Source organism: Psychrosphaera algicola (assembly GCF_028401425.1).
Taxonomy (GTDB): domain Bacteria; phylum Pseudomonadota; class Gammaproteobacteria; order Enterobacterales; family Alteromonadaceae; genus Psychrosphaera; species Psychrosphaera algicola.
On the sequence record NZ_JAQOMS010000002.1, the window covers coordinates 3398236 to 3424476 of the forward strand.

The following is a 26241-nucleotide window of genomic DNA, read 5'->3' on the forward strand; positions in this document are numbered from 1 at the left end:
TTACATTATCTTGCCGTTTTCGACTAATATACAAGCCATGCCAGCAGCTATGGCAGCCTGTTTACCAATGATAGTGTCTTCAAATACAACACACTTTTCCGGTGGTACACCGATAAGCTTTGCTGCCGTAAGAAAGGTTTCTGGGTGTGGCTTACCGTTGGTAACATCGTTAGCCGTAACCAGTGCACCTAAATGTTCAAGTAATCCATGTTTTGCTAAAAGTTCTTCAGCGTGGGAGCGTTCTGCACCAGTCCCTACAGCGATTTTTTTCGAGTCTAAATAGTGATGGAACACTGCGGCGGTGGAGGCTATAAGCGTTGGAGAATGATCCATTGCGTTCCAAACGTCACGTTTGTATTTAGCGACGACAAGTGAATCATGATTTAAGCCAAATTTTTCATTTAAAATATGCACGGTTTGTTTAGTCGGAACGCCACCTAATCCATGCATGTAATCTAGATCAAAGTCATATCCAAATTTGTCACAGACTTTATGCCAAGCCTCTAAATGTGATCCCATTGAATCAACTAAAGTGCCATCCATATCAAATATTATTGCGTCAAATTTTGCTAAATCAATCATTTAAGGGCCTTACTGCTCTGCCATTTTTACTAAAAGGAGTTAACTCGTTAAAAGGTAAAGTAACACTATATCTAGCTAAGCTTAAGTTTTAATGAAGTCATTAAGCAACAAGGCTAAGGCGCGTAGTTAGATTTATTTAGCACTACGAGGGCTACCGTTTTTGAAAGCCCACTAAAATCGTATTCCCATTTGAGTTGCCTAGAACCCAAATGATCTTATCTAGGTGCCTTTAATTTCCTTCGGGGTGTAACCGGTCCAACGTTTAAATGCGCGTCGAAAGTTAGTTACGTCACTATAATTTAAATGTTTTGCGACGGTTTCGTTATTATTGTTGCAGATTACAAGTTCGAATACAGCTTGTTGTTTATTTACGTTGTCGTGAATGTGTTGAAAACGTAACTTCGCCGTGCTTAACCGTCGTTTTAAGGTGGCGGGACTCATATCTAAGCGTTTTGCGGCTTGTTCAAAATTAACAATGTGGCCACGGTTAATCGCCATATGTAAAAATTGTTTAATGCCGGTATTTGAATCGCATTGTTGTGTTTGGCGACAAATGACCAATAATCGCTGTCTTGCGAGTTTGCTGGCCTGTTTGTTAAGGACGTTTAGCTCGGCAGATTGAAACACGATGGCATTATGGTGAGCGTTAAACTGCAAGCGATGGCCTAGGTTTTCTTCATATTGATAGATGTTACGCGGGCGACTGTGCTCAAATTGAAACTGAACAATAGGTTGTGCTGCGCTCATTGTTTTACAGCAATGGTAGATGAGTGAGCAAAATACCTCATAAATAAACTGTTGGTTTTCATCGTTATAACTCGTGTTTAGTAAAATATAGTGTTTGTTATCGGCACGCCTTATATGGATAAAAGCCAGAGGAAATATCATTGCTTGATAGAGTATTAAAATTCTAAACAGCCCAGTCAGGGTGCGGCAATTGAGTAGCAACGTGGCAAATTCAGAGTTGTTTACGGATAGCAGTCGGCGTCCCAACATAAAACTGAGATCCTGACTCCGCGTATATTTTTGACAGTTATTAATGAGGATATGAAATTGTTGAACGCTAACATTATGGTTGAGCTGTGTCAGGTCTTGAGCAAATATGCCAGTTCCTTTTAACAATTGCTCTATCGTCGCCCCACGACTCATCGACAATTCAACTAGCGTTGAAACCCAAATATGGGTGTGCAAAACTTTGTCGGTGGGCCAACTTACCAACATGATTAGGCAACCCTAGTTCTGTCATGTTTCTGCTGAACCATTCGGTTATTTAGCAGTTCAAATGCGCTTTGGGCAGACTCAAATTCTTTGGTTGAACAATGACTATAAGAAAAGCTCAAATACGTTGCAGCCACAGAAGAGGTTGGCTTAATCGAATAACTTGCAATTGCTTGTTCTAACTGGTGGATCACAGAACCGAGTTGCGACGAGGTGAGATTGGGCAACAGTGCGATAAATCTATCGCCAGCATAACGACATAATAAGTCGGTTGGCCGCAGGTTCATCAAAAAAGCTCTGACAATTCGCGCAATACTCGGTCAGCTGCTGGGTCTCCGTTAAATTGCACAAAGTCATCAAATTGGTCGATATCTAACATCAGCAATTGAGAGTTAATATTGGTTTTTTTGCGCTGGTTCGTTCAATCATTCGCTCTATTTGAGCTTTCATAAACTGGCCATTATAAAGCCCAGTTATAAAGTCTATTGATTGATGTTCTCTAAAACTTTGTTCACGTTTTTTCAATTGTTGGTTAATGCTTACTTGTTCTTTATGCCACTGATATAAGCCATATGTTGTTAATAACATGCCTATTGGCGCAGGAACGGATTCGTATGCGGTGATCCACAATTGCTCAGGAGGGTAAAATAAAAACTCATCGAGAAAATCCGCCAGCACAGAAATGTGCATAAAGACCAAACCCACCACTAAATAATTAGTTAGCTGTCCAGCAGGGCGGCTCATCAGTATGACCGTGATCCACATTAACGTGACTGCTGCGATACCACCTTCACCTAATAAATCAGCAAAGTCGTAAGTGGCAACGTCTTTTAATTGGCCAAGACTGAAGGTGGTAACGAAGGTGCAAATAATCATACAGAAGGTAAATATGATCAGCCGATGATGTTGTCCTAATAAATTGAAATTCATTTTTCTAACCAGTTATGTTTTTACAAAGTCTAATTAACTCGGTTTTTATAAACAGGGTCATTTTAGCTCAGGGAGTTTGCAGAAATATGACTAAACATTTTTGATTTGGCTGTATGGCCTTTTAAACAAGGGCGCGAGCGGGTTAATTTCGCTCATTAACCAGAGAAAACGAATATTTTTGTGACAATAGGAGTCCATCAACGGGTTAAAAATCTTTGCCATCATATTTCTGTCATTTTTCATCAATACAGTGCCGCCCTGCAAATGACTAATAACAAACAACTAATAACAAACAACAGTAAGACTGCAATGAAAAATCTAACAATAAAAGGCAAAGTAATGACAACTCACTTTCTTCGTAAGAAGTTTAAAAAACACGCTATTTCTTTGAGCTGTGCGGCTCTGATCTGTGCGGGTCAGTCGGTCGCAGCCGACATTACAGGGGTTTTGATGTCAGCGGATCAAAACGTAAAATTTGAAGGCGCGTTAGTCGAAATTAAATCACTTAACTTAAAAACGGTGACACAGCGTAATGGCGCATTTAAGTTATCTGGCGTCGAAGATGGCATATACACTCTTGATATTACCTACATCGGTTTTAATTCAGTAAAGCAGACTGTCATTGTCGAAAATCAAGTCGCTAAACCTTTAGTTATTACACTTGGTGAAAGCGATGAGCTTGAAGAAGTTGTTGCCTACGCTCAGCGTTCAAGCCAAATGGATGCTCTAAACAGACAAAAAACTCTAAGAACCTTAAGTCTGTTGTTTCATCAGAGTCTATTGGTCAATTTTCCGATCAAAATGCCGCGGAAGCATTGCAACGACTACCGGGCATGTTTATTCAACGGGACCATGGGGAAGGCCGATTTGTGGGGATCCGCGGTATCGATCCTAATCTAAATAACGTAACTATTAACGGCGCTAACATCCCTGCACCGGAAGCCGGTGTGCGAAGTGTGGCAATGGACGTTATCCCAAGCGAGCTGATTGAAGGTTTAGAAGTCAGTAAAACGGTTACTCCTGATATGGATGCCGATGCAATTGGTGGTTCAATTGAAGTTAAAAGTTTAAGCGCATTTGACCGTAACGGCCGAACATTCTCAGTAACAGCACAGGCGCGTTATAGTGATTTAACAGAAGAAGTGAGTCCGAAGTTATCTGGAAGTTTCACCGACATCATTCATTTAGACAAAGGCCAACAACTTGGCGTTGCTGCGGCGGTAAGCTGGTTGGAACGCAAATTTGGTTCTCATAATGTCGAAACTGACGGTGGTTGGTTAGAAGATATGGAAATTGAAGACGCGCTTACAGGTGACGATGTTGAAGTATTTGGCGCAGAAGAAATAGAACAGAGATATTACGAAATCACCCGCGAGCGATTAGGCGTTGCCCTAAATTTAGATTTTATCGCTAGCGCAACAAGCCAGTTTTATTTAAGAACCTTGTATAGCGAATTTTCAGATGATGAATTTAGACTTCGCAACGAATACAAATTTAGCGATGGTAAGCTCAACTCCAACACGGCGAATTCGATGTCTGTGGTTGACGCTGAAATGGATCGGGATACAAAAGACCGTTATGAAGTTCAAACTATCCTATCGACTGTACTTGGCGGCGAGCAACAAATAGATACATGGCACTTGGAATACAATGTTGGTTATTCCGTTTCGACAGAAGAAGAACCAAGCCGAATGGACGTTACTTTTGCCGGTGAAGAGTTGGATTTAAGCTATTTAACCTCAGGACCAATTCCAACCTTCCAAGCACCAAATAGCGGCATTGATATGTCGGCGTTTGAAATGGACGAAATTGAAGCGAACGACAATAAGGCCGAAGATTCAGAGTTGTCATTCAAATTTGATATGAGTCACCCAATTTCATTTCTAAACATGAACGGCACGGCCCAATTTGGTTTAAAACATCGTGGTCGTGAGAAAACTAACGACATGAAAGTATCTATATATGATGGTGGTTTTGATGATATTACCGCCGCAGATTTTGAGACAGCTACGCCTTCATGGGGATTAGGTGACTTTGGACCGGGATTAAGCCGAGCTGAGTTACAGCAATTCATGGCGCAAAACCGCAGCGTACTTGAGCTTAATGAAAACGAGTCAAATGTTGCCAGTAAAGGCGAAAGTTATACGTCAGAGGAAACTATCAACGCCTTATACGCGATGTTTGATATGAATTATCAAAATTGGCAGATAATCGCCGGGGTGCGTTTTGAATCTACTCAATTTGCGACAAACGGAAATGTTGTTCGCTTAGATGTGAATGACGATGAAGACACGGAAACGCTAATTGTAAACGGTTGGAACGTCGAAAAAGACTATGACCACTTTTTACCTAGCGTAAATGTTAGGTACGACCTAAGTGATAATTTGCTAATGCGATTTGCGTATACCAATACCATTAGTCGTCCAAATTTTAGTGATTCTGCGGCATTTCAGTTGATTGAAGTTGAAACCGAAGACGGCGAGTCAGAAGTAATTGCCGAAGTGGGCAATCCGAATCTTGAAGCGTATGAAGCAAGCAACTTTGATTTTTCAGTTGAGTACTACCTAAGGTCAGTTAGGGGTTATCTCTGCTGGGCTTTTTCATAAAAACATAGACAACTTTATTGTTAAGCAAGAAGTGCAAGACAATGGTAGTTGGTCAGGATTTGACGAAGTTGTACAGTCAGTCAATGGCGGAAGTGCGAAATTAACGGGTTTAGAATTGGCCTATACCAAAGGGTTTGATTCAGGCTGGTTGTTGTCAGCTAATACCACATTAACCGATGCGAGTGACGACTTACCGAGTCAATCAGATACGATTGCAAATGTATCAGTGGCGTATGAAACAGACAAGTTTAGTACACGTTTAACAGCAAGTTATAAGAGTGAAGCATTTTTATTTGAAGATGCTGACCGCAGAGTATTTGAAGACGAACATCAACAGCTTGAGTTCAGCGCCAAATATTATGTCGACGACAATAGTATCGTTTATTTTAATGCGGTTAATTTAACGGACGAATCTTACTACTTATACCACGGTACACGTAACTACAATTATCAGTATGAAGAGTACGGCCGCTCTTTTGAAATAGGCTTTACATATAACGGCCTTTAATAGATTTTGAGTGACTCATAGTGCAACAGGGATGTTGCACTATTGATTAAAAAGAGCAAAAAAGAGCAAAAAGAAATATGACTACAAAACCACGATTGAATACAAAAAAGAACGCAATAGCAGCCGCGAAACATATTTTATCGATAACCCTATTTGGATTATTTCTAAATGGATGTGCAACTGACAGTACGACGGCTCCCTCTTCAACCCAAGCGGTAAAAAGTAATGATCAAGACATTCATTTTTTGGCGTTTGGTGACGGCGGGTATCATGTTGATTATCCAAAACAAAAACACATATCTAACCCGAAAAACCGACAACAATTTATCGTCTCGGAAATCGAAGATTGGTTGGAGGAAAAACGTCCATTAGCAGATTTTGATCACGCCCCAATTTATATTTATCCAGGGACTGATATTGCTACTGAGCGGGGTGGCGCCTTGCCTGTGGGCAAAGCGATGGCTAATTATTGTAAAACCAATCGTTGTGATTTTGGCATTCAATTGGGCGACAATATCTATCCAGATGGTGCCGACGCAAATGATGGTAAAGACGATCAACAGCGAATGAATGATCTCATCCTAAAACCATTAGTGCCGTTGTTTGAACAAGTGCCTGATCTAAAAGTGTATTCATCACTGGGTAATCATGACTGGAAGTCGTCGCGTAAAGGTGTCGCGTTACAAACAAAATGGATGGCAAAACAAGATAAATTCCACATGGGTGACAAAGGGTATTATCGTTATACACAAGGCACGCCAAGGTAATGAAGTCGAATTTTTGTGCTTGATACAAATATGTTACTGGCCGGTCAGACGTATTATGAAGTGCCATTAAATGACGACGGCAGCGAAATGCCATTAGCCCAAGCCCTCGAACTCGGTGTTGCCAAGCTAGAAGGCATAGAAGTGCACGAGGGGCCAAAAAATAATGAAGATGTTGAACAGTTATCTTGGCTAGAGAAGGGACTCAAAGAGTCGACAGCAAAATGGAAAATTGTTTACGGACATCATATTTTGTGGTCTTACGGTGGGTCAAAATACGATGAAGGGCATGTATTACGAAAGTTACTGTTACCAAGTTTATGTGAATACGCAGACGCTTATATCGCAGGACATGAGCATGATTTAGAGTTATTAACAGATGACTGTTCTAAGTATCAAAATGCCAAACGACCAAAACTACCTTTGATTATAAGTGGCGCTGCGTCAAAAATGCGCGGGCAGCATTCAACGTTAGCTGCGTTCCAAGAGCGTGCTTACCCAGAAATGGACATCATTTGGGGTAAAGGTTTTATATGGGGATTTGCATCGATTCAGTTAGACAATAATAACGACACGTTAAATGTTAACTTTTTCACAACCCCGCGTGATGGTTCGGGGATTTAATTGAAGAGCAAAAATTCAAGTTCCAACATCGCTCCAAGTCGCTTTAGATAAGAGCCTATCATCAAGCTAAAACTTTTGAGTTAGCTCAACTGTAGTGGTTGGGCTAACTTGATGACCTGTCGATAACACGTTTGCTTCTTGCCTTTAGTGTGGCCCTATATACCTCGAATTTTATGTACATTTCTCTGTCGCGCTTTATTAAGTTAGTTAACGTATTTACGTTAATTGATAGCGCAATTGCATCGATGTTTTTAAGAACATAGTGTGGCAGCTAATATTATTGTGAGGTGGTTTTATGAATGGTGTTCTTTTTCGAATAAGCAGCGTGATTGCTGTGGTTTATGCGGTTTCGATGTTATTGGCTTGTAGTCCAGAGCGTCATTCAAATCATCAATCCAGTGCTTCAGAGTCACCACAAGACTACCAATTTGTGCCAAGCGCGGATAAAGCCTTAATGTTTATTGGTCAGGACAGTGAGTCGATAGCGGATTACATAAAAGATGTTCCTGAAGACAATATAGAGGGGTTAACGTTGTACACCCAACTAAAAGCCGCTGATCCTGAAAAAACATTGATGGGGGTCCATAAAACCGATAACTGGTTAGCGGGCGATACCAACTTTAATGAATCACTCGCATTAGTTGACCCGCATGCATCACTTGCAGTGGGGTTATCCTTTGATCATTGTAATAAAGCCGAATCGCAAAATTCCCATGAGCAAAATATTGTAGAGGGTAAGTACGACAAAACAATAAGCCACATGATTAAACACTTTAAGTCGTTGGCACCGCGCAAAATTTACTTACGAATAGGTTACGAATTTGACGGTCCATGGAATTGCTATACCCCAGAGAACTACAAAAAACATTTCGTAAAATAGCGTCCGTTATTGTGCAACAAAACGCATTGAATATAACGACCGTTTGGCAAACAGCGGCGTGGTCTGACAGCTTTGGCATTGATATTTATGACATTACTCGGGAAAATCATTTTGACGCTTGGTACTCTAGCGATGACGTTGTTGATTGGGTTGGGCTATCGGTTTTCTACCGAGATTTAAAACAGTGGAATTACCAACCTAGGACTACGCCAGTAATTGCTCAGCAAAAGCTAGTTGATTTTGCGCGGACACATAACAAGCCCGTGATGATTGCTGAGTCAGCGCCTCAAGGTTATCGAATTGGCGGCTTAACCAAAAGTGTGATCCAAGAAAACTTACCCGAAGACGTTACGGCTGAAGAGATTTGGCAAGGTTGGTTTAAGCCTTACTTTGACTTTATTGACGAGAATCGCGACGTGATTAAAGCGGCTGCGTATATTAATGCGCATTGGGAAACGCAGGGCATGTGGGTCTGTAAACCTGGCATTGCTGCCGGACAACCTGGGTGCAGTAATGGCCAATGGGGTGATACCCGAGTACAGGCTAATGCATTAATAAAACAGCGATGGTTAGAGAGAATTAACGACGAAACACGCTGGGTCCAAACGAGCCAGTTTGAAGGTAAGTAGGGACAAGTATGACGAAACTAATCTCAAACCCAATCTTAAAAGGGTTTAATCCAGACCCAAGTATTGTCCGCGTAGATGATGACTATTACATTGTCACGTCTACGTTTGAATGGTTCCCCGGTTGCCAAATTCATCATTCTAGAGACTTAGTTAATTGGCAACTTATTAACCGGCCACTTGACCGAGTCTCACAACTTGATATGCGCGGTGTACCAGACTCTTGTGGCGTTTGGGCGCCTTGTTTGACTCACCATAATGGCGTGTTTTATCTGGTTTATAGCAATGTTAAAAACTTCAATGGTAATTGGAAAGACACGCCTAACTATTTAGTAACCGCCACAGATATTAATGGGCCGTGGTCTGAACCTTGTTTTCTCAGTTCTAGTGGGTTCGACGCTTCGTTGTTTCATGATGACGATGGCCGTTCGTATTTCGTTAATATGCTGGTGGATCACCGCAACGGCAAGTTTTTGGCGGCATAATCTTGCAAGAATTTGATACCAAGAAAAATCAACTTGTGGGTAAAATTCACTACATTTTTGAGGGTACCGAACACGGTCGCACAGAAGCGCCACACTTATATAAACGCAATGGTTACTATTATTTGATGACCGCTGAAGGTGGCACGAGTTATGACCATTGCATTACCTTGTGCCGGTCAAAAACGATTACTGGCCCATATGAGGTTCATCCCGAAAATCCACTTATTACAGCTAAGTACAGTCCAGACAACTATTTGCAAAAGACCGGGCATGGTGATTTGGTCGAAACCCAAAATGGTGACTGGTATGTAGTGTTTCTTACTGGCCGCCCTTTAACAACTCTAGGGCGTTGTATTACCGGTCGTGAAAGTGCCATTGAAAAGGTTGAATGGCGCGACGATGGCTGGCTTTATTTGGCCTGCGGAGGGCATGAGGCAAGGGCGTTTGTTGAAGCGCCAGAGCTACCTGAGCATGCATTTACGCGATCAAATACGAGAGTTAATTTTGATTCAAATGAGATAGACATTCACTTTCAGTCACTACGTGTGCCCATGACACCGGATTGGGTTAATCAAACCGACCGATCAGGGTTTCTGCGATTATACGGCCGAGACTCTTTAGCCTCTTGTTTTGAACAAAGCATGATTGCCCGGCGAGTCCAAGCACATAGTACGTCAGCTGCAACTTGTATTGAATTTAACCCTGAAAATTTTCAACAAATGGCTGGGCTTACGTGTTACTACAACAGCACTCATCACTATTATTTACATATTTATGGCGATGACTTTGGCCAGTACAGTGGCAAAAAATACTTAGCGATAATCAGCGCAGATAATAATGAAATTAGCGAGCCACTGACCAAACCTATTGACGTTTCAGATCTTGAAAAAGTACATCTTAAAGCTGAATATTTTGGCGCACACCTGCAGTTTTATTATGGTATTGATGATGAAGGGAAGGTTAAATGGAGGAAAGTCGGTCCGGTATTGGACGGTAGTATTTTGTCCGATGATTATGTAGAGCATGCTGAGCAATATTTTCACCCCTGTTTTACCGGTGCGTTTTATGGACTTGCTTGCCAAGACTTATCAGGGCAGAACAATTTTGCTGACTTTGGTTATTTTGATTATCAAGAAGTCGAACCATAACCGGGAGGCGATAAAGTTACAGGGTTACAAGTGGATCGGTGCGCATCAATTTAAAGCGCGGTACAAACTGTAAATAAAAAGGGCAATAATATAATTATTGCCCTTTTTGATTCTGTTCTTTGTTTAATTCCGTTGTTTGTTTAAATCTAGCATGGAACAATTTTGAATCTTATGTTTTTGCCACAACAGATGTAAATTAAGAATTAGAATTGGTAATTTACACCGAAGGCAAGACGGCTATCTGAGAACGTCTCGATTTTTGCAATAAATTTAAGTTTCTCAGAATGTTTATAAATTGCATTGATACCTAATACGGTATCGTCTTCAAGTGCTACGTAAGCTTTGTAGTCGATTTTGTCGTTCAGTGAAGAACTGATCCCTAATTTACCTAGAAGCTCTATACCAGAGTCTGAAACAGAACTGGAATTGCCCATGATAGAGAAATCTACATTATTGTTTACATAACCCAAACCTAATTGCGCAAACCAATTAAATTGGTTATTTAGCTTGTCGCCAATACCATAAGAAAGACCGATTAACGTATGGCTAAATGAAGTATCACCAACGTCACCAGATAGGTAAACTAACGTACCTTCGTAATAACCATTTTTGGTGTTTTCAATGTAATTTGGTGCTGCGGTTTCATAGTTTAATGCGATACCTGAATAATCACCCTGGAATGCAACTGTTGCATCTAGTGAACCTTGGTTAGCGTATGCGTTAGAAGCCAAAACTGTTGCGAGAAGTAAAGTCAGTTTTTTCATTAGAAATCCTATTTTTCAATTTTAAATTGTTAATGCTGAAAAGTGTCGAATCAGCCATCGCCATCCAGTCGAAAGCTGGTGCGGCATTTTAACGAATAATTGTGACAACTCCTAACATTAAGGCAACTAATATCAATTTAAAATGTATCCCATTAATTACGTACCAATTATTTTTAAAACATAGACTTATATAACAGCGGTTGCGCTTTTTCGTTGCATTTGATGCCCCTCTGTCGTCGACAATTACCGTCTAGGTCAATCGATAAAACTAGAGTTTTTTAGCGTTCGCCACTAATCGAAAAAAACAGCGCTTTTTTACGCATGTGGACTGCCAATACACATGGATCAGAGCTCGGTATTAACAATTAAATTTGATTAAATCGGATTACATTTCGTTATGTGTTTAAAGGTTTGTTATACCGAACATTATTGACTTGTCTGTCAAGTTGAGACGTCCTAATTGAACAGTTGAGAGCGAGGCAAACAACACATTCTTAGATGCTCGTTGATTGTGCGTCTGTGGATCAAAACTGTGCAAACAATGAAGTAAATAGTCTAAACTCATGGGTTAATTTATTTTAACTAACTGTTTTTATAGAATAAAAATTCATTGGCATTAAAGGTGCAAACAATCCTTTTCAATAACAGTTTTAAAACGAACAGTTACATATTAATACTCTATCGCCAACTAGGTTGTCGGCGTTAAGAGATTAGGCGAAGAGGCCACTGGAAAATGTCAATAAAGTTGATGTTTGCCCGTGGCCTTTTTTTGGTTAAAAATCATTGGTGGAAATGATAATGGCAACAACTCAAGAATCTCCAAAATTTAATTTATTTAATTTTGACGGCAAAATGAAAGTCTTACATTTAAGTTGGATTGCGTTTTTATTACATTTGTTGTCTGGTTTAACTTTGCTCCATTGTTACAAGCGGTTAAAGAGTCGCTTGGATTAACAACGTCTGAAATTAAAACGTTACTGATATTAAATGTGGCATTTACAATCCCAGCCCGAGTCATCATAGGAATGTTAACCGACAAATTTGGCCCTCGAATCGTCTACTCCGGATTATTAGCTGTTTGTTCTATTCCGTGTTTTGCTTTTGCGCTAGCTGACACCTTTACTCAAGCGGCGATTGCTCGTTTTGCATTGGGGCTGATTGGAGCGGGGTTTGTTGTTGGTATTCGTTTGGTTTCAGAATGGTTCCCGCATAATGAATTAGGGACTGCTGAAGGGATTTATGGCGGTTGGGGCAACTTTGGCTCAGCGGCCGCGGCGTTCACCTTACCTACCGTAGCAGTTATGTTTGGTGGAGAAGATGGCTGGCGTTATGCCATGGGGATTACCGGACTCATGAGCTTGCTATATTCAGTTATTTTTTATCGCAATGTTACCGATACGCCAAAAGGGGCAACTTACTATCGTCCTAAAAATGTTGGCGCGATGGAAATCACGTCAACTGGTGATTTCTTTCTGCTTTTAGTGATGAAGATCCCAATGTACGCTGCGCTGGCATTACTTGCTTGGAAATTATCGCCAAATGGCGTAAATATGATTTCAGAATTCGCAGAGATGGCCATATATGCAAGCCTTGTTGCGTTGTATATATTTGATTGTTCTAAAGTTTGGAAAGTGAATAAACAAGTTTTTAAAGAAGAAGTGCCTGAAATTCATCGATATAAATTCAAGCAGGTTGCGGTATTAAATATACTTTACTTTGCTACTTTTGGTTCTGAGCTTGCCGTGATCTCTATGTTGCCGCTGTTTTTCTCAGAAACGTTTGAATTGACTCCAGTGATGGCGGGAATGGTCGCATCTGCTTATGCCTTTATGAATTTAATGTCTCGTCGCTAGGGAGGCTGGTTGTCTGACCGTTTTGGTCGAAAACCGGTATTACTTATTTTAACTGCGGGATTAGCAGTAGGTTATTTTGTTATGGGACTTGTCGACAGCACATGGCCCGTAGCGCTTGCGGTTATAGCAGCCATGGCATGTTCGTTTTTGTTCAGGCTGGTGAGGGCGCGGTCTTTGCCGCTGTACCATTGATTAAACGTCGTATGACTGGCCAGATTGCCGGTATGACAGGGGCTTACGGCAACGTAGGGGCAGTAGTTTATCTTACTGTACTATCATTAGTTGATTACTCTACTTTCTTCTTCGTTATCGCCGGTACTGCACTGGTCGGTTTAATCACCTTATTATTAATGGAAGAGCCTCAGGGCCACATTGCCGAAGTACAAGAAGATGGTACGGTTGAACTTATCTCGGTTGGTTAGTGAATATTTACTAACCTCTATGTAATTGAATTAAGTAATGCGTTTCTTATTATATGAGAAACGCGTTTTAATTGGGGAAAAACGTGTCAGTTGAAAATGTTAAGAAGCCGACTTCTCAAGCGCTTGATGTTGCTTTTGGCGGGTTTTCTGACAAAGGAGTTAAATCTGAAAACCAAGACGCGTTTGCGGCTCAGCAACCTGAGATGTCGACTCGAAAGAACAAGGGAAGTGTTGTCTGTATCGCCGATGGTGTCAGTTGCAGTGACAACGCAAAAGAAGCGAGCCAGCTTAGTGTCACAACCTTTATCAGTGATTATTATTCAACTCCCGACTCCTGGACGGTAAAAGAATCCGTCGCTCGAGTTCTATCATCCCTGAACTCTTGGTTATTTCATCACGGTAAACAAGCTGACTACCGTCAAAACCAGCTAGTGACGACATTCAGCGGCGTGATTTTTAAGTCAAACACAGCGAATATATTTCATATTGGTGATAGCCGTGTGTATTTGTATCGTGACGGCGCTATCCAACTTTTAACAAAAGATCATTCCCAATTCACCTCCAAAGACAACAGTTTTCTCACACGAGCGCTTGGCATGGACAGCCATTTAGAAGTGGATTTCTGCCAACATGAATTGCAGCTTGGAGACCGTTTTGTGTTCACTACAGATGGCGTACATGAGTCGTTATCAAGTGTGCAGATGAAATCGTTACTCGCAACAACAACACTATCTTTAGAACAAATAGCACAAGACATGTGCTTGCTGGCTAAAAACCAAGGGAGTGTCGACAATCTAAGTTGTTTTATTGCCGAAATTAAGCAATTACCCACGCAAGATATCCATGAAGTCTCCCGTGAACTAACGGCATTAAAAATACCGCCTGTATTGTCTAAAGGGGCAAAGTTAGACGATTTTTTAATAGAGCAGGTTCTGCATAGCGGTACTCGAAGCCACGTCTATTTAGCAAAACATTTACCAACCGATAATGAGTTTATTTTAAAGTTCCCAACTGAAAATTACAGTGACGACTTAAATTATTTAGAGGGCTTTATTCGGGAACAGTGGATAGGCAGTCGTATTAACAGTCGTGGAGTAATGAAAATTTACCCTCGAAATGAGATGCAGAGCAGTAGCCCTTTTTATACCATGTTTGTGAATACGCAAAAGGCAAAACACTGCGGCAGTGGATGTACGACAATCCACAACCGAGTTTAACGTTAGTCCGAGAGATAACTGCTGAGATTATGGCGGCAATTCGAGTATTGCAGCGACACAGTATGGTACATAGAGATCTCAAGCCTGAAAACATCATCATTAACGACAATAACAAAGTTAAGATCATTGACTTTGGCACGGTACAAGTTGCAGGGCTTGAGGAGATCCGATCGCCATTTAACAATGATGAAGTGGTCGGTGCGGTAGGTTATATCGCTCCGGAGTATTTGTTAGGCCAAAAAGGAGTTCATCGCTCAGACATATTTTCACTCGGTATTATGGTTTATGAAATGTTGACCGGTGAGTTGCCATACAAAAAGCCATTTATACAGAAGAATGAAGTTAATAATTTGGACTTTTGGCGATACCGTAGTATTCAAAAACACCGACAAGACATTCCAGTTTGGATTGATTTGGCGCTTCAAAAAGCAACCCAACCTAATATTACGCATCGATATCAAGCGATGTCTGAATTCTTACAAGATATTAAAACGCCTAACTCACAGATGTTGAGTCGTTTAGACGCAGCTCCCCTGTTGGAAAGAAACCCTATGGCATTTTGGAAATCACTCTCTATTGCGTTATTGGTGGTATTAGCGGTTCAAAATATTTACTATTTTTCATAATTGCTATTTTCATCATAGGGTTAAACATTTAGACTTGGATAAAGTAGCTGACTTTTGTATTTATATTAGATACTGAACTAAACTAAATACTGCGCCCTAATTAAAGGCATTCAAATTATGGAAAATGTAATAGCGATATGCACATAGACGATCGCGAATTTATTTTACACACCAGTGAAATTGTCGCCTGCCTTACCAAATGCCAAAACACCAAAGAACTTCTTGAAAGGGTTCATGCTATTCTGCGGAAAATCACTTATGCGGAAAATTTCTGTGTAGTGCTGTTAGGTGACGACGGTTATCTGCGATTTCCTATGTTGCGGATACTGAAAACAGAGTCGACCTACAAAGCTTAGATCACCTGACAGTCGATGATATTCATTCGAATCTAATTTTTTATGCGCTCACAAGCAATATCGTGTGCAACTATTCAAAAGAAATGATTGAGCACCTTCAAGCTGAATCCTTAGTTAAGGTTGAGTCTAAGATACCAGAACAATGGCTTAGTTTTCCGTTGGTTGCAGACGAACACTCATTAGGCGCGATAATTCTGCAAACCTATGACCCGGATATAACGTATTCGGACCATGATATAGAGTTGCTGGTTATGATTAGCCACGTGATTTCAAATTCGTTGAATGTTTTTTCATATCAAGAGCAGTTGTTTTACGCCAACAAATCACTGAAAGCGTACCAATCGAATCTTGAAAATTTGATTGAAATAAAAACTGAAACGCTAGAGCAAAAAACGTTAAACCTCGAGAATGGAAGTGACTGAACGGAAAAAATTGCAAAAAGAGCTTGAGTTAAACGTTTTAGACCTAGAGCAGGAAATCATAAAAAATAAAGAGTTGGGTAATAAGTTAGAACATCAGGCAACTCACGATTATCTGACTGACTTAGCCAACCGGCAGTATTTAAACGGATATTTAGCCCGGTGTGGGGCAAAAATGGCCCGGGGCAAGTTTACGATTTATTTGTTATTTATCGACTTGGACGGTTTTAAGCACATCAACGACAATTATGGTCACGCAGCTGGCGACGCCGTGTTGATTGAAGTGAGCAATAGACTGACTAAGTTAATGCGGGGTTATGACATAGTTGCGCGTATTGGTGGTGATGAATTTGTTGTGGTCTTAGAACTGGTAGACAGCGATGAATTGGTCGAAAACATAGGTGAGCGAATTATCACTGAAATCAGCCGTGATTATGTGTTCGAAGACCAAAAACTCACAATAGGTGCAAGTATTGGAGTCGCCCGTGCCGAAACAAAAGAGCAACTGGATATGGTTATTCTAAACGCAGATCACGCTATGTATGCCGCTAAATCTGAAGGAAAAGGTAGGGTGTGTTGGCATCGAGAGTAATTTAGGCCGTCCTCTACGTCACGTCTAAGTTAACTTTCTTATTAACCGCGCCGTGACGTAAAATTAACTCACGGTTACTCTGCCGTAGTATCAGCAAATTGTTGTTTAATTTGTTCAAATTCTTTTCAAGTAAATCCAATTTTTGACGCGTTCGAGCCAATACTTGAGTTTGCACATCAAACTCTTCGCGGCTAACGACGTCAAGCTGACTCAGCTTTGCCTGCAATACCGTTTTAATCTTTTCTTCGACATTATCGGCTAATGTTTTTACGCCTTAGTGGAATTACATTGGTGATCTGCTCAGCGATTTGCTCAATTTTTTTGCGTCTAACATAGTCGGGTCCTTAATCATTAAGTTGGCTATTGTATAAGTTCATAATAAAAAGGCTAGTGCCAAGGCCGCAATTAATTTTACAGATTGGTATAAGTACCAACTAAGGCAAATTATTGGTAATATTCGGCTCCCAAAGTTCAAGGATATTTCCATGCGTTTAAACCCCGAACAAGAAGCTGCCGTCACGTTTGTTGAAGGACCTTGTCTTGTGCTAGCCGGTGCAGGTTCCGGTAAAACTCGAGTTATTATTAATAAAATTTCTCACCTAATTGAACGTTGTGGCTTACCCGCAAATCAAATTGCAGCGGTAACATTTACTAACAAAGCGGCGCGGGAAATGCGCGAGCGAATTAAGCAGTCGATGGATCGTTCACGGATCAAAGGTTTAAAAATATCAACCTTTCATACGCTTGGCCTAGATATCATAAAAAAGAAATAAAAACTCTGGGTTACAAATCCAATTTTTCCTTATTTGATGACCAAGATTGCTTCTCGTTGTTAAAGGAACTGACCGAACCTGAGCTAAAAGAAGATAAAGAAAGCATTTACCAACTGATCAATCGGATTTCGTCATGGAAAAATGACTTAATTTTGCCACAGCAGGCGCTTGATGAAGCAACAGACTCTGAAAATGCCCTTTACGCTGAACTTTACCATCGTTATCAATCACAAATGCGTGCCTACAACGCGTTGGATTTTGACGATCTAATTTTGATCCCTACGTTATTATTTAAAAATTATGATGAGGTACGAGAGCGGTGGCAAAAGAAAATACGTTATTTGCTGGTGGACGAATATCAAGATACCAATACCAGCCAATATGAATTAGTTAAGCTACTTGTCGGCGACAATGCTCGGTTTACGGTGGTCGGTGACGATGACCAATCGATATACTCCTAGCGAGGTGCGAGACCACAAAATTTAGTTTTACTTAGCAAAGATTTTCCGGCATTGCGGCTAATTAAACTTGAAATGAATTATCGGTCGGTTGGATGTATTTTGCATGCTGCAAATGTGCTAATTGATAAAAACCCACATGTATTTGATAAAAAGCTCAAAGCGCATGCAGAATATGGTGATCCAATTCGGGTTATCCAAACTAAAAATGAAGAACATGAAGCTGAGCGAGTTATCGCTGAGATCATAGCTCACCGATTTACCAATAAAACCCATTATGGTGACTATGCGATTTTATATCGAGGCAATCATCAGTCTCGTATCTTTGAAAAATTGCTTATGTCTAACCGTATTCCATACAAAATTAGCGGCGGTACATCGTTTTTCTCTCGACCAGAGATTAAAGACATCATGGCGTATTTACGCTTATTGGTGAATCAAGATGACGATAATGCATTTTTACGGATTATCAATACGCCACGACGTCAAATTGGTCCTGTAACATTGCAAAAACTTGGTCATTTAGCCAATGACAAACATATCAGTTTATTTGAAGCGGCATTTGATAATGCTTTTATGGGAATGATATCCGGACCGGCTAAATCCGCTATTCAGTATTTTACCCGTTGGATTGTGGAGCTAAGCGATCAGGTATTGCGAAGCGAGCCTAAAGAAGCCGTTAAAGACATGTTAAAAGGGATTCATTACGAAGACTGGTTGTTTGAAACCAGTGCCAGCCCGAAAGCCGCAGAGATGCGTATGAAAAATGTCAGCGAGCTTTATAGCTGGGTAAATCAGATGTTGGACGGTGATGATGAACATGAACCATTATCTTTAGCAGAGGTGGTTACAAAACTGACTCTACGAGACATGATGGAGCGTAACGAAGAAGACGAAGCTGATAACCAAGTCCAGTTGATGACAATGCACGCGTCTAAAGGGCTCGAATTTCCGTATGTGTTTATGGTTGGGATGGAAGAGGGTTTGTTGCCTCACCAATCGAGCATTGATGAAGAAAACATAGAGGAAGAACGCCGGTTAGCCTACGTTGGTATCACCAGAGCACAAACTCAACTGTTTTTAACTTACGCTAAAGAGCGTCGTCAATACGGTGAAACGATCACAACCGAACCATCTCGCTTTTTGGATGAGCTTGATCAAAAAGATTTACGCTGGGAAAAGTCAGGGCAGCAGGTTTCTGAAGAACACAGAAAAGAGAAAAATAAAGCGAATATTGCAAATTTGAGAGCGATGTTAAAAAAATAGCAACATAGGCTAAAACAAAGCTGAAAGTGTTATCCGCAGTCGAATATGAGTGGCGGTCAAAAATTGTGAATAAAAAAGCGAGCATTGTGTGGACACTCAATTGCTCGCTATTTTTTGGCGAAGATCTTACTTAGATCCGTCTACCATATATTCAACCGCCGATTTAATTTCGTCGTCTGAACACGCCATACAACCACCTTTAGGCGGCATTGCGTTGAATCCGTTAAGTGCGTGCTTTGTTAATACCTCTAAGCCTTGTGCAACGCGAGGACCCCAAGCGCCAGCATCACCCATTTTTGGTGCACCCATAACGCCAGAACCATGACAAGCAGTACAAGATGTGTTGTAAACTTGTTCCGCTGTTTTTGGGCCTGTATCAGCCGCTTCTGCAGGCTCAGCGCCTTCTAAATAAAGCTGACCAACTGGTTTAATTCGTTCAGCAATTTCGTCTTTTGTCGATTCGCCAGCTTGGGCAAATGTTACAAACAAAATAGACACTAATATAACAAGCAGTTTTTTCATCTTGAATCACCTATGATTTTGCGGGATAGCAATAATTATCCTGCACATTCTACCTATAGAAATAACCCTTGCAATATTATTGATTTATATATTGAAAATATTTCTACTTTTTGTCCCATTATTAAAGCAGGAATCCACAAAATGTAAAAAGAATAACGAATCTAAATGACGATCAAAAAAATATATAAAAAGATCTAGATCAATGATCTTTTTATGTGTAAATTATTCATCCCTCGAGCGGGGATTGATTCGTCCAGCCGATTTGTTTCTGGCCGCATATAATAAAAAAATAATAATATAGCGGAGCCTAGTCTCGTATATTTATTTCAAAAACAATTTAAATAAGCTATTCCATTGACTTAAAATCGCAGTGGGTGGTGTGCTATGGAAAAATGGTTATTAACAAAGTTATCCACAGGCATAACGCGTTATTTATATCCGATCAATATTTTGTAAATCATTCATATAGCGGGATTGCCACGTTTATGGCATCCTTATGCCCTAAATAATCCATCGCCTAATGGAAACAATCCACATGACTACTTCTGACTATAAACCACTCGTGCTAGTCGACGGTTCTTCGTACCTTTTTCGTGCATATCATGCGCCACCTCATCTCACAAATTCGAAAGGCGAATCCACAGGTGCAATCTATGGCGTCGTAAACATGCTAAAGAGTTTGATCCGTCAATATTCGCCAGATCGCATGATCATGATCTTCGATGCTAAAGGACCAACATTCAGAAACGAAATGTATTCTGAGTACAAAGCCAATCGTCCACCGATGCCAGATGACTTAAGAACGCAAATTGAACCGTTGCACAAAATAATCAGGGCAATGGGAATTCCTCTTGTTTCAATACCGGGCGTAGAAGCCGATGATGTCATTGGGACCATTGCACAGCAACAAGCGGACTTAGGACACGATGTTTTAATAAGTACCGGTGATAAAGACATGGCGCAATTAGTTAACGACAAAGTAACGTTAATTAATACCATGACAAATACCCTATTGACCCCTGATGCGGTTGTTGAAAAATTTGGTGTCGCGCCCGAACTCATTATCGACTACCTCGCATTGATGGGAGATAAAGTTGACAATATTCCCATGATATCATAGGTGTTGGTGATAAAACGGCGGTAGCCTTATTACAGGGATTAGGCAGTATTGAAAATATCTACCAAAACTTAGATAAAGTTGCTGGTCTTGGTTTTAGAGGTTCTAAAACCATGGTCGCTAAGTTGGAAGATAATAAAGAACAACTGCAGTTATCATACGAATTAGCCACGATTAAGATGGATGTCGAACACGACTGTCCAGATGAAGCTATGACATTAGGTTCACCCGACAAGCAAAAACTCGCTGAGCTTTACGCTGAATGTGAATTTAAGCGATGGTTAAAAGAAGTTTTATCTGGTGGAGCAACCCCGCCGCCAGTCGGCCAGACCAAGCAAGATGTCACGAAAATAATCGATGAAGAAGTGAAGTCGGTTGTTATTAATCAAGAGAAATATTTAACTATCTTTACATTGGAGCAGTGGCAGCAATGTTTGGATGAAATAAATCAAGTTGGCCTAATTGCGTTTGATACAGAAACGACCTCATTAGATTATATGGAAGCTAAACTCGTTGGTTTCTCCATGGCCTATGAGTGGCAAGGGGACATCAAAGCGTTTTATGTGCCACTTGCGCATGATTATGAGGACGCGCCGGAGCAACTATCTTTAGAACGCGTATTTGACTCACTATCTGCACTTTTAATGGACAACAATGTTAAAAAGGTTGGGCAAAATCTTAAATATGATATGAATGTCCTCATTAAATACGACCTAAATATTGCAGGCATAGTAGGTGACACTATGTTGCAGTCGTATATATTTAACAGTACGGCTACCCGTCATGATATGGGGAGCCTAGCGCTAAAATATTTAGGGCATAACTGTGTCTCTTTTGAAGATATTGCCGGTAAAGGCGCGAAGCAGATAACATTTAATCAAATTGAATTAGAAAAAGCGGCACAATATGCAGCGGAAGATGCCGACATCACATTGCGCTTATTTTTCTATTTTAATGAGCAATTCGACAAAGTTCCTCGCTTAAAAGAACTTCTCGCTGACATTGAACTTGCGGTTATGCCAGTCTTAACGCAAATGGAACAAAGCGGCGTATTGATTGATGCTGATCACTTGCATGGCCTTAGTAGCGAATTTGCAATTAAACTTGAAGAATTAGAACGAAAAGCCCATGACGTTGCTGGTGAAGTATTTAATTTAGCGTCTACGAAACAACTACAAGTGATCCTATTTGATAAAATGGGCATAACGCCGCTTAAGAAAACTCCTAAGGGAGCGCCTTCAACAGCGGAAGATGTACTACAAGAATTGTCGTTGACTCATGAATTACCGAAACTAATTTTAGAACACCGTGGTTTAAGTAAGCTTAAGTCGACATACACAGACAAACTGCCTTCGATGATTAAGCCTAGCACAGGGCGCGTCCATACGTCATACCACCAAGCTGTGGCCGCGACAGGACGCTTGAGTTCAACCGATCCTAATTTGCAAAATATTCCGATTCGTAATACCAATGGTCGTCGAATAAGAGAAGCATTTATTGCCCCTGAAGGTAAGCAAATCGTAGCGATAGATTATTCGCAAATAGAACTGCGGATCATGGCGCATTTAAGTGGTGATGAATCGTTGGTTAATGCGTTTGCGAATAACCAGGATATTCATAGAGCCACGGCTTCGGAAGTGTTTGCGACACCATTTTCTGAGGTTACAAACAACCAACGACGAGCGGCTAAGGCAGTTAACTTTGGACTTATATATGGCATGTCGGCGTTTGGTCTTGCACAACAGTTAGATATTAAACGTTCTGAGGCTCAAGACTATATCGACAAATATTTTGAGCGTTTCCCTGGTGTACTAACCTATATGGAAACCACACGTCAAAATGCCGAGAAAAATGGCTTTGTTGAAACCATTTTTGGTCGTCGACTTTATTTACCAGACATTACTGCTCGTAATGTACCAAGGCGCAAAGCAGCGGAACGTGCCGCAATTAATGCGCCTATGCAAGGTACTGCGGCTGACATTATTAAATTGGCAATGATCTCTGTTAGCCAGTGGATAAAAGAAAACGCCGCCGATGATGTGAAAATGGTAATGCAAGTCCACGATGAATTAGTATTTGAAATTTCAGAAAGTAAGTTGGATATGTATGTGTCAACGTTAGTGAACCTGATGGAACAAGCAGCCTCACTCAATGTGCCATTAATTGCGGAAGCAGGGATAGGCGAGAATTGGGACCAAGCTCATTAACAAAAGATTGAACCTAGGTATAAGATAGAATTATTTTATGTAAGTAAATTACATAATTTTATTACACTACCCTTGCTTTATTAATGAGCAAATATTATGCTTTACGGCGTAGGGTACAGACGTAAGATGTTCTATCTTTCAGACCTTTTATTTCATAATATGAAATAGGCTTAATTGCCGCCCCATCCTTTGGATGGGGCTTTTTTTGTCTAAAATTTAGTGGATGAGTATTATTTGTTCGTGGGGTTAATTTATTTAAACTTTAATATTTCTTTATTATCAAGTAGTTATGTATTGTTTAGTAATATAAACTCAGGTTTTTTAGAGTAATGACTTTACTTTTTATTTGAAAACGCTATTATAGCTACAGTCGCTCTTTGAGCAGACCCTGTTGATATTGACGAGAATTTTTATAGCCTCTCCCCTTATTGCTATGACCGGTGCCAAAAGCATCGGTTTTTTTTGCCAAAAATAAAGTTTTACGGTTTTTACCGACAGTTATGTTATTTAACTACATTTGAAGGGCGTTTTTTAATCACTTTACAAGAAGGTAAGTGTAATCTGATCTCTCAATTACTTTGAACTACAAATTTTCCGCTCGATACTTATTATCCTTTAGGCTTCAACCTGCCACGCTGCACCACAAGCTAGCGTGGGTTTAGGCAATTTTTGCATTTCAATTCTCGTTCTAATTTTGTTCAATCTCAATGTGCAGCCAATTGACTTAACTATATTAAGTGGGATTGTTATTGGTGATATAACGCTTGGTTGAAACTCAATATAAAAAAAGCGCCAACGTAGGCGCTTTAGAAACTGACTTAACTAGCTAATAAGATCAAAATTACTATTTATTGGTGTTTTGCTCGGCTTTTTATCAGCAATTTTGTCGCCAAGTAATTCGTCTGCAGATAACCATTCATCTAATTTTTTAGATAACTGCGGGATACCTTGTTTTTTCAAAGATGAAAACAACTCAACAGTCACGTCTCCTTGGAATGCCAACGATGCTTCGCGAATTTTTAGCAATTCGCCTTTTTGTTTACCCGACTTAAATTTGTCGGCTTTAGTTAACAGTACTAACACAGATAATTGACTCTGAACCGCCCAATGAATTAAATCTTGATCGAGTTCTTTCATAGGATGACGAATATCCATTAATACCACCAACCCTTTAAGGCAGGTTCTTTTTTCTAGGTATTCTGAAAGTGAGCGTTGCCACTTTAATTTCATCTCTAATGGTACTTTTGCATAGCCGTAACTAAGGTAAGTCGACTAAACGACGGTCAGGCGCGTCCAAAGAAAAAACATTGATTAATTGTGTTCGGTAAGGTGTTTTACTGGTACGAGCCAATCCTGTTTGTTCGGTAAGTGTATTGAGTGAACTAGACTTACCGGCGTTCGATCGTCCAGCAAAGGCAACTTCGTATCCTTGATCGGCTGGCAGTTTCGAAATATCCGGTGCAGACGTTAAAAACGCCGCCTTTCTGTAGTTAATAATAGATCGTGACACAAAAATTCCTCGATTAATTTAGCCGAATGTCAGAAATTCAAAGACTTGGCCTAAAATAACCGTCTTAAGAATCTTCCACATTGTGACATTTGGTGTAGAATACGTTAATTATACTCTTTGCGTGAACTGCTTCATAGCCAAAGGAAATGAGATAACTTTAAAACAGAGAATAAAATATGAGAAATATCGCATTATCACTCACTTTGCTTTTCGGACTCATCAGTTCTGCCAATGCTGTAACCGGCGACGCTGAAGCAGGGAAAACTAAGTCAGTTACCTGTGGCGCATGTCATGGACCAGATGGTAACAGCACTTTGGCAATGTATCCAAAGATAGCAGGACAACATGCTGATTATATTTATAAACAGCTAAAAGAATTTAAATTAGGAATGGAAACCGGCGGCAAGCAAGGTCGCTACGATGTCGCGATGAGTGGTATGGCCATGCCTTTAAATGATCAAGACATGAAAGATCTTGCCGTTTATTTTTCAAATCAAACAACTAAGTCGGGTTCTACACCAGAAAATGTTGTTGAAGAAGGCGAGTCATTATATCGCGGTGGTGATATGGAACGCGGTATTCCGGCATGTATCGCATGTCATGGACCACGTGGTGTTGGTCAAAGCTTAGCGGGCTTTCCTAAAGTATCGTTCCAGCATCCTGAATACCTTAAGTTACAGCTAGAAAAATTCCGTTCTGGTGATCGTAAGAATGACATGAATGGCATGATGCAAGATATCGCTGTGAAATTAACAGACAAAGATATTGAAATATTATCTAAGTACTTGTCTGGTCTTCACTAGTCATTGTATTTAAGCTTAATCAGTATAAAACTGATTAACGAAAAAGGCGCCTCTTAGGCGCTTTTTTATGTTTAATAACTAATGAACTATATATACGAAATGGTAATAATGGCATTTTTATTACGTGAAGCAGTAATAGACTCGGTATATTGGAATAAAATTTCATTCTAAAATCAGCATATCCCACCAAGATGGGGCAAAATAGGAAAAATTAGTGGGATATTTGTGAGATATATCTCAATTTTGCTATGAGATAAGTCCCAAAAAATATACCGAGAATAGCTCAATCCTTTGAAATATATAGATAAGTTAATTGGTTCATTAAATAAATGTAAAAAATGTTAATTATAGGTTGAGAGTTTTTGGGATAGGAGTAAATTAATCCCCGTTGCCACGCAGCGAATAAAAAAACGGATAAGTTTCAAGGAAGTCATAGTGGTGACTGCTAACAATAACTCAGGTGAGTTCACACGGAAGATTGAATAAAGTGTCATGATGACCGATAAAAAATAAAAACATATATGGACATTAAATAAAAAGAATACGGAAAATTTATATAGTGACGAGACAAGGTGTCGTGCGTTCGGAAGGATTATCGAAGTAAAATAGGAGAGGTGCCAATATATTTTTGGCGACTGATATAAATTTAAGGCGATGGCTGTCACACTATCGCCTTTTTATTGCCTGAAATTCAACAAACCAGTAAAATCCCCATAATATCAATTCATCTAATATTTTTTGCATTCAGTGGGAATTAATAAGTATTTGGACAAGCGATGGTTAAAAGCGCAGCTTTTTGCGTCTAAATTCATAACTTGCGGCATAATTGCTTGTTAAACGTATGAAAAGCAAAAGCTTAAAGTGTTTTATTTGTTATTCAAAGTTTAAAAATTTTCGACCTTAAATGCTCGTGATCTGAACTGGTGATTTTGTATAACTGAATAAAAAGTATTAGATCAATTGAT

The 26241-nt window shown here is 40.1% G+C and carries 17 protein-coding genes and 6 pseudogenes; 15 read left to right on the forward strand and 8 right to left on the reverse strand.

Annotation, left to right across the window (positions count from 1 at the left end; genetic code table 11):
- The 4 genes from PN838_RS18670 to PN838_RS18685 all read right to left on the reverse strand — a co-directional run bounded on the left by PN838_RS18670 (window position 1) and on the right by PN838_RS18685 (window position 2730).
- Window positions 1–582: an HAD family hydrolase gene (locus tag PN838_RS18670; RefSeq protein ID WP_215962502.1), complete on the reverse strand. Its 582-nt coding sequence runs from the start codon at window positions 580–582 to the stop codon at window positions 1–3.
- 219 nt (window positions 583–801) lie between these two features.
- On the reverse strand, window positions 802–1803 hold the full coding sequence (locus PN838_RS18675) for an AraC family transcriptional regulator (RefSeq protein ID WP_272181615.1): 1002 nt from the start codon (window positions 1801–1803) through the stop codon (window positions 802–804).
- Window positions 1804–1805: 2 nt separating this feature from the next.
- The gene (locus PN838_RS18680; protein WP_272181616.1) at window positions 1806–2087 is read right to left on the reverse strand and encodes a diguanylate cyclase domain-containing protein; all 282 of its coding nucleotides are present in this window, start codon (window positions 2085–2087) and stop codon (window positions 1806–1808) included.
- Between the two features lie 91 nt (window positions 2088–2178).
- Window positions 2179–2730 carry a hypothetical protein gene (locus tag PN838_RS18685; protein ID WP_272181617.1) on the reverse strand — a complete coding sequence of 184 codons (552 nt, stop codon included), beginning with the start codon at window positions 2728–2730 and terminating at the stop codon, window positions 2179–2181.
- Between the two features lie 339 nt (window positions 2731–3069).
- On the opposite strand from PN838_RS18685, the pseudogene PN838_RS18690 reads away from it, so the two are divergent.
- The 6 genes and pseudogenes from PN838_RS18690 to PN838_RS18715 all read left to right on the forward strand — a co-directional run bounded on the left by PN838_RS18690 (window position 3070) and on the right by PN838_RS18715 (window position 10371).
- Window positions 3070–5844, forward strand: a pseudogene (locus PN838_RS18690) (TonB-dependent receptor).
- 77 nt (window positions 5845–5921) lie between these two features.
- A pseudogene (locus PN838_RS18695) lies at window positions 5922–7279 on the forward strand (metallophosphoesterase).
- A 248-nt stretch (window positions 7280–7527) separates the two neighbouring features.
- On the forward strand, window positions 7528–8112 hold the full coding sequence (locus PN838_RS18700) for a hypothetical protein (protein WP_272181618.1): 585 nt from the start codon (window positions 7528–7530) through the stop codon (window positions 8110–8112).
- Window positions 8113–8138: 26 nt separating this feature from the next.
- Window positions 8139–8741, forward strand: coding sequence for a glycoside hydrolase family 26 protein (locus PN838_RS18705; protein ID WP_272181619.1), 603 nt, complete (start codon window positions 8139–8141; stop codon window positions 8739–8741).
- An 8-nt stretch (window positions 8742–8749) separates the two neighbouring features.
- Window positions 8750–9223 carry a family 43 glycosylhydrolase gene (locus tag PN838_RS18710; protein WP_272181620.1) on the forward strand — a complete coding sequence of 158 codons (474 nt, stop codon included), beginning with the start codon at window positions 8750–8752 and terminating at the stop codon, window positions 9221–9223.
- Window positions 9224–9225: 2 nt separating this feature from the next.
- Window positions 9226–10371, forward strand: coding sequence for a glycoside hydrolase family 43 protein (locus tag PN838_RS18715; protein WP_272181621.1), 1146 nt, complete (start codon window positions 9226–9228; stop codon window positions 10369–10371).
- 203 nt (window positions 10372–10574) lie between these two features.
- On the opposite strand, the gene PN838_RS18720 is transcribed toward PN838_RS18715, so the two are convergent.
- Window positions 10575–11135, reverse strand: coding sequence for a hypothetical protein (locus PN838_RS18720; RefSeq protein ID WP_215962496.1), 561 nt, complete (start codon window positions 11133–11135; stop codon window positions 10575–10577).
- A 798-nt stretch (window positions 11136–11933) separates the two neighbouring features.
- Between PN838_RS18720 and PN838_RS18725 the strand changes: the two are divergent.
- The 6 genes and pseudogenes from PN838_RS18725 (at window position 11934) to PN838_RS18750 (ending at window position 16620) form a co-directional block, all read left to right on the forward strand.
- A pseudogene (locus PN838_RS18725) lies at window positions 11934–13410 on the forward strand (NarK family nitrate/nitrite MFS transporter).
- A gap of 83 nt (window positions 13411–13493) precedes the next feature.
- Window positions 13494–14627 carry a PP2C family protein-serine/threonine phosphatase gene (locus PN838_RS18730; RefSeq protein ID WP_272181622.1) on the forward strand — a complete coding sequence of 378 codons (1134 nt, stop codon included), beginning with the start codon at window positions 13494–13496 and terminating at the stop codon, window positions 14625–14627.
- Window positions 14600–15253, forward strand: coding sequence for a serine/threonine protein kinase (locus PN838_RS18735; RefSeq protein WP_272181623.1), 654 nt, complete (start codon window positions 14600–14602; stop codon window positions 15251–15253). The genes PN838_RS18730 and PN838_RS18735 overlap by 28 nt, the downstream gene beginning before the upstream one ends.
- Before the next feature lie 137 nt (window positions 15254–15390).
- Window positions 15391–15609 (forward strand): hypothetical protein, encoded by a 219-nt coding sequence (locus PN838_RS18740; protein ID WP_272181624.1) that lies wholly within the window; start codon window positions 15391–15393, stop codon window positions 15607–15609.
- A gap of 62 nt (window positions 15610–15671) precedes the next feature.
- The gene (locus PN838_RS18745; RefSeq protein WP_272181625.1) at window positions 15672–16031 is read left to right on the forward strand and encodes a GAF domain-containing protein; all 360 of its coding nucleotides are present in this window, start codon (window positions 15672–15674) and stop codon (window positions 16029–16031) included.
- Window positions 16024–16620: a GGDEF domain-containing protein gene (locus tag PN838_RS18750; protein ID WP_272181626.1), complete on the forward strand. Its 597-nt coding sequence runs from the start codon at window positions 16024–16026 to the stop codon at window positions 16618–16620. The genes PN838_RS18745 and PN838_RS18750 overlap by 8 nt, the downstream gene beginning before the upstream one ends.
- Window positions 16621–16633: 13 nt before the next feature.
- Here the strand turns inward: PN838_RS18750 and PN838_RS18755 are convergent, their stop codons facing one another.
- On the reverse strand, window positions 16634–16846 hold the full coding sequence (locus PN838_RS18755; protein WP_334313404.1) for an accessory factor UbiK family protein: 213 nt from the start codon (window positions 16844–16846) through the stop codon (window positions 16634–16636).
- A 259-nt stretch (window positions 16847–17105) separates the two neighbouring features.
- Here PN838_RS18755 and rep point away from each other — a divergent pair.
- Window positions 17106–19117 (forward strand): annotated as a pseudogene (rep, locus tag PN838_RS18760) (DNA helicase Rep).
- Window positions 19118–19243: 126 nt separating this feature from the next.
- On the opposite strand, the gene PN838_RS18765 reads toward rep, so the two are convergent.
- Window positions 19244–19639, reverse strand: a complete 396-nt coding sequence (locus PN838_RS18765) for a c-type cytochrome (protein ID WP_215962491.1) — start codon at window positions 19637–19639, stop codon at window positions 19244–19246.
- A gap of 535 nt (window positions 19640–20174) precedes the next feature.
- Here PN838_RS18765 and polA point away from each other — a divergent pair.
- Window positions 20175–22963 (forward strand): annotated as a pseudogene (polA, locus tag PN838_RS18770) (DNA polymerase I).
- A gap of 822 nt (window positions 22964–23785) precedes the next feature.
- Here the strand turns inward: polA and yihA are convergent.
- Window positions 23786–24461 (reverse strand): annotated as a pseudogene (yihA, locus tag PN838_RS18775) (ribosome biogenesis GTP-binding protein YihA/YsxC).
- Window positions 24462–24649: 188 nt separating this feature from the next.
- Between yihA and PN838_RS18780 the strand changes: the two are divergent.
- Window positions 24650–25276, forward strand: a complete 627-nt coding sequence (locus tag PN838_RS18780) for a c-type cytochrome (RefSeq protein WP_215962489.1) — start codon at window positions 24650–24652, stop codon at window positions 25274–25276.
- The last annotated feature ends 965 nt before the right edge of the window (window positions 25277–26241 follow it).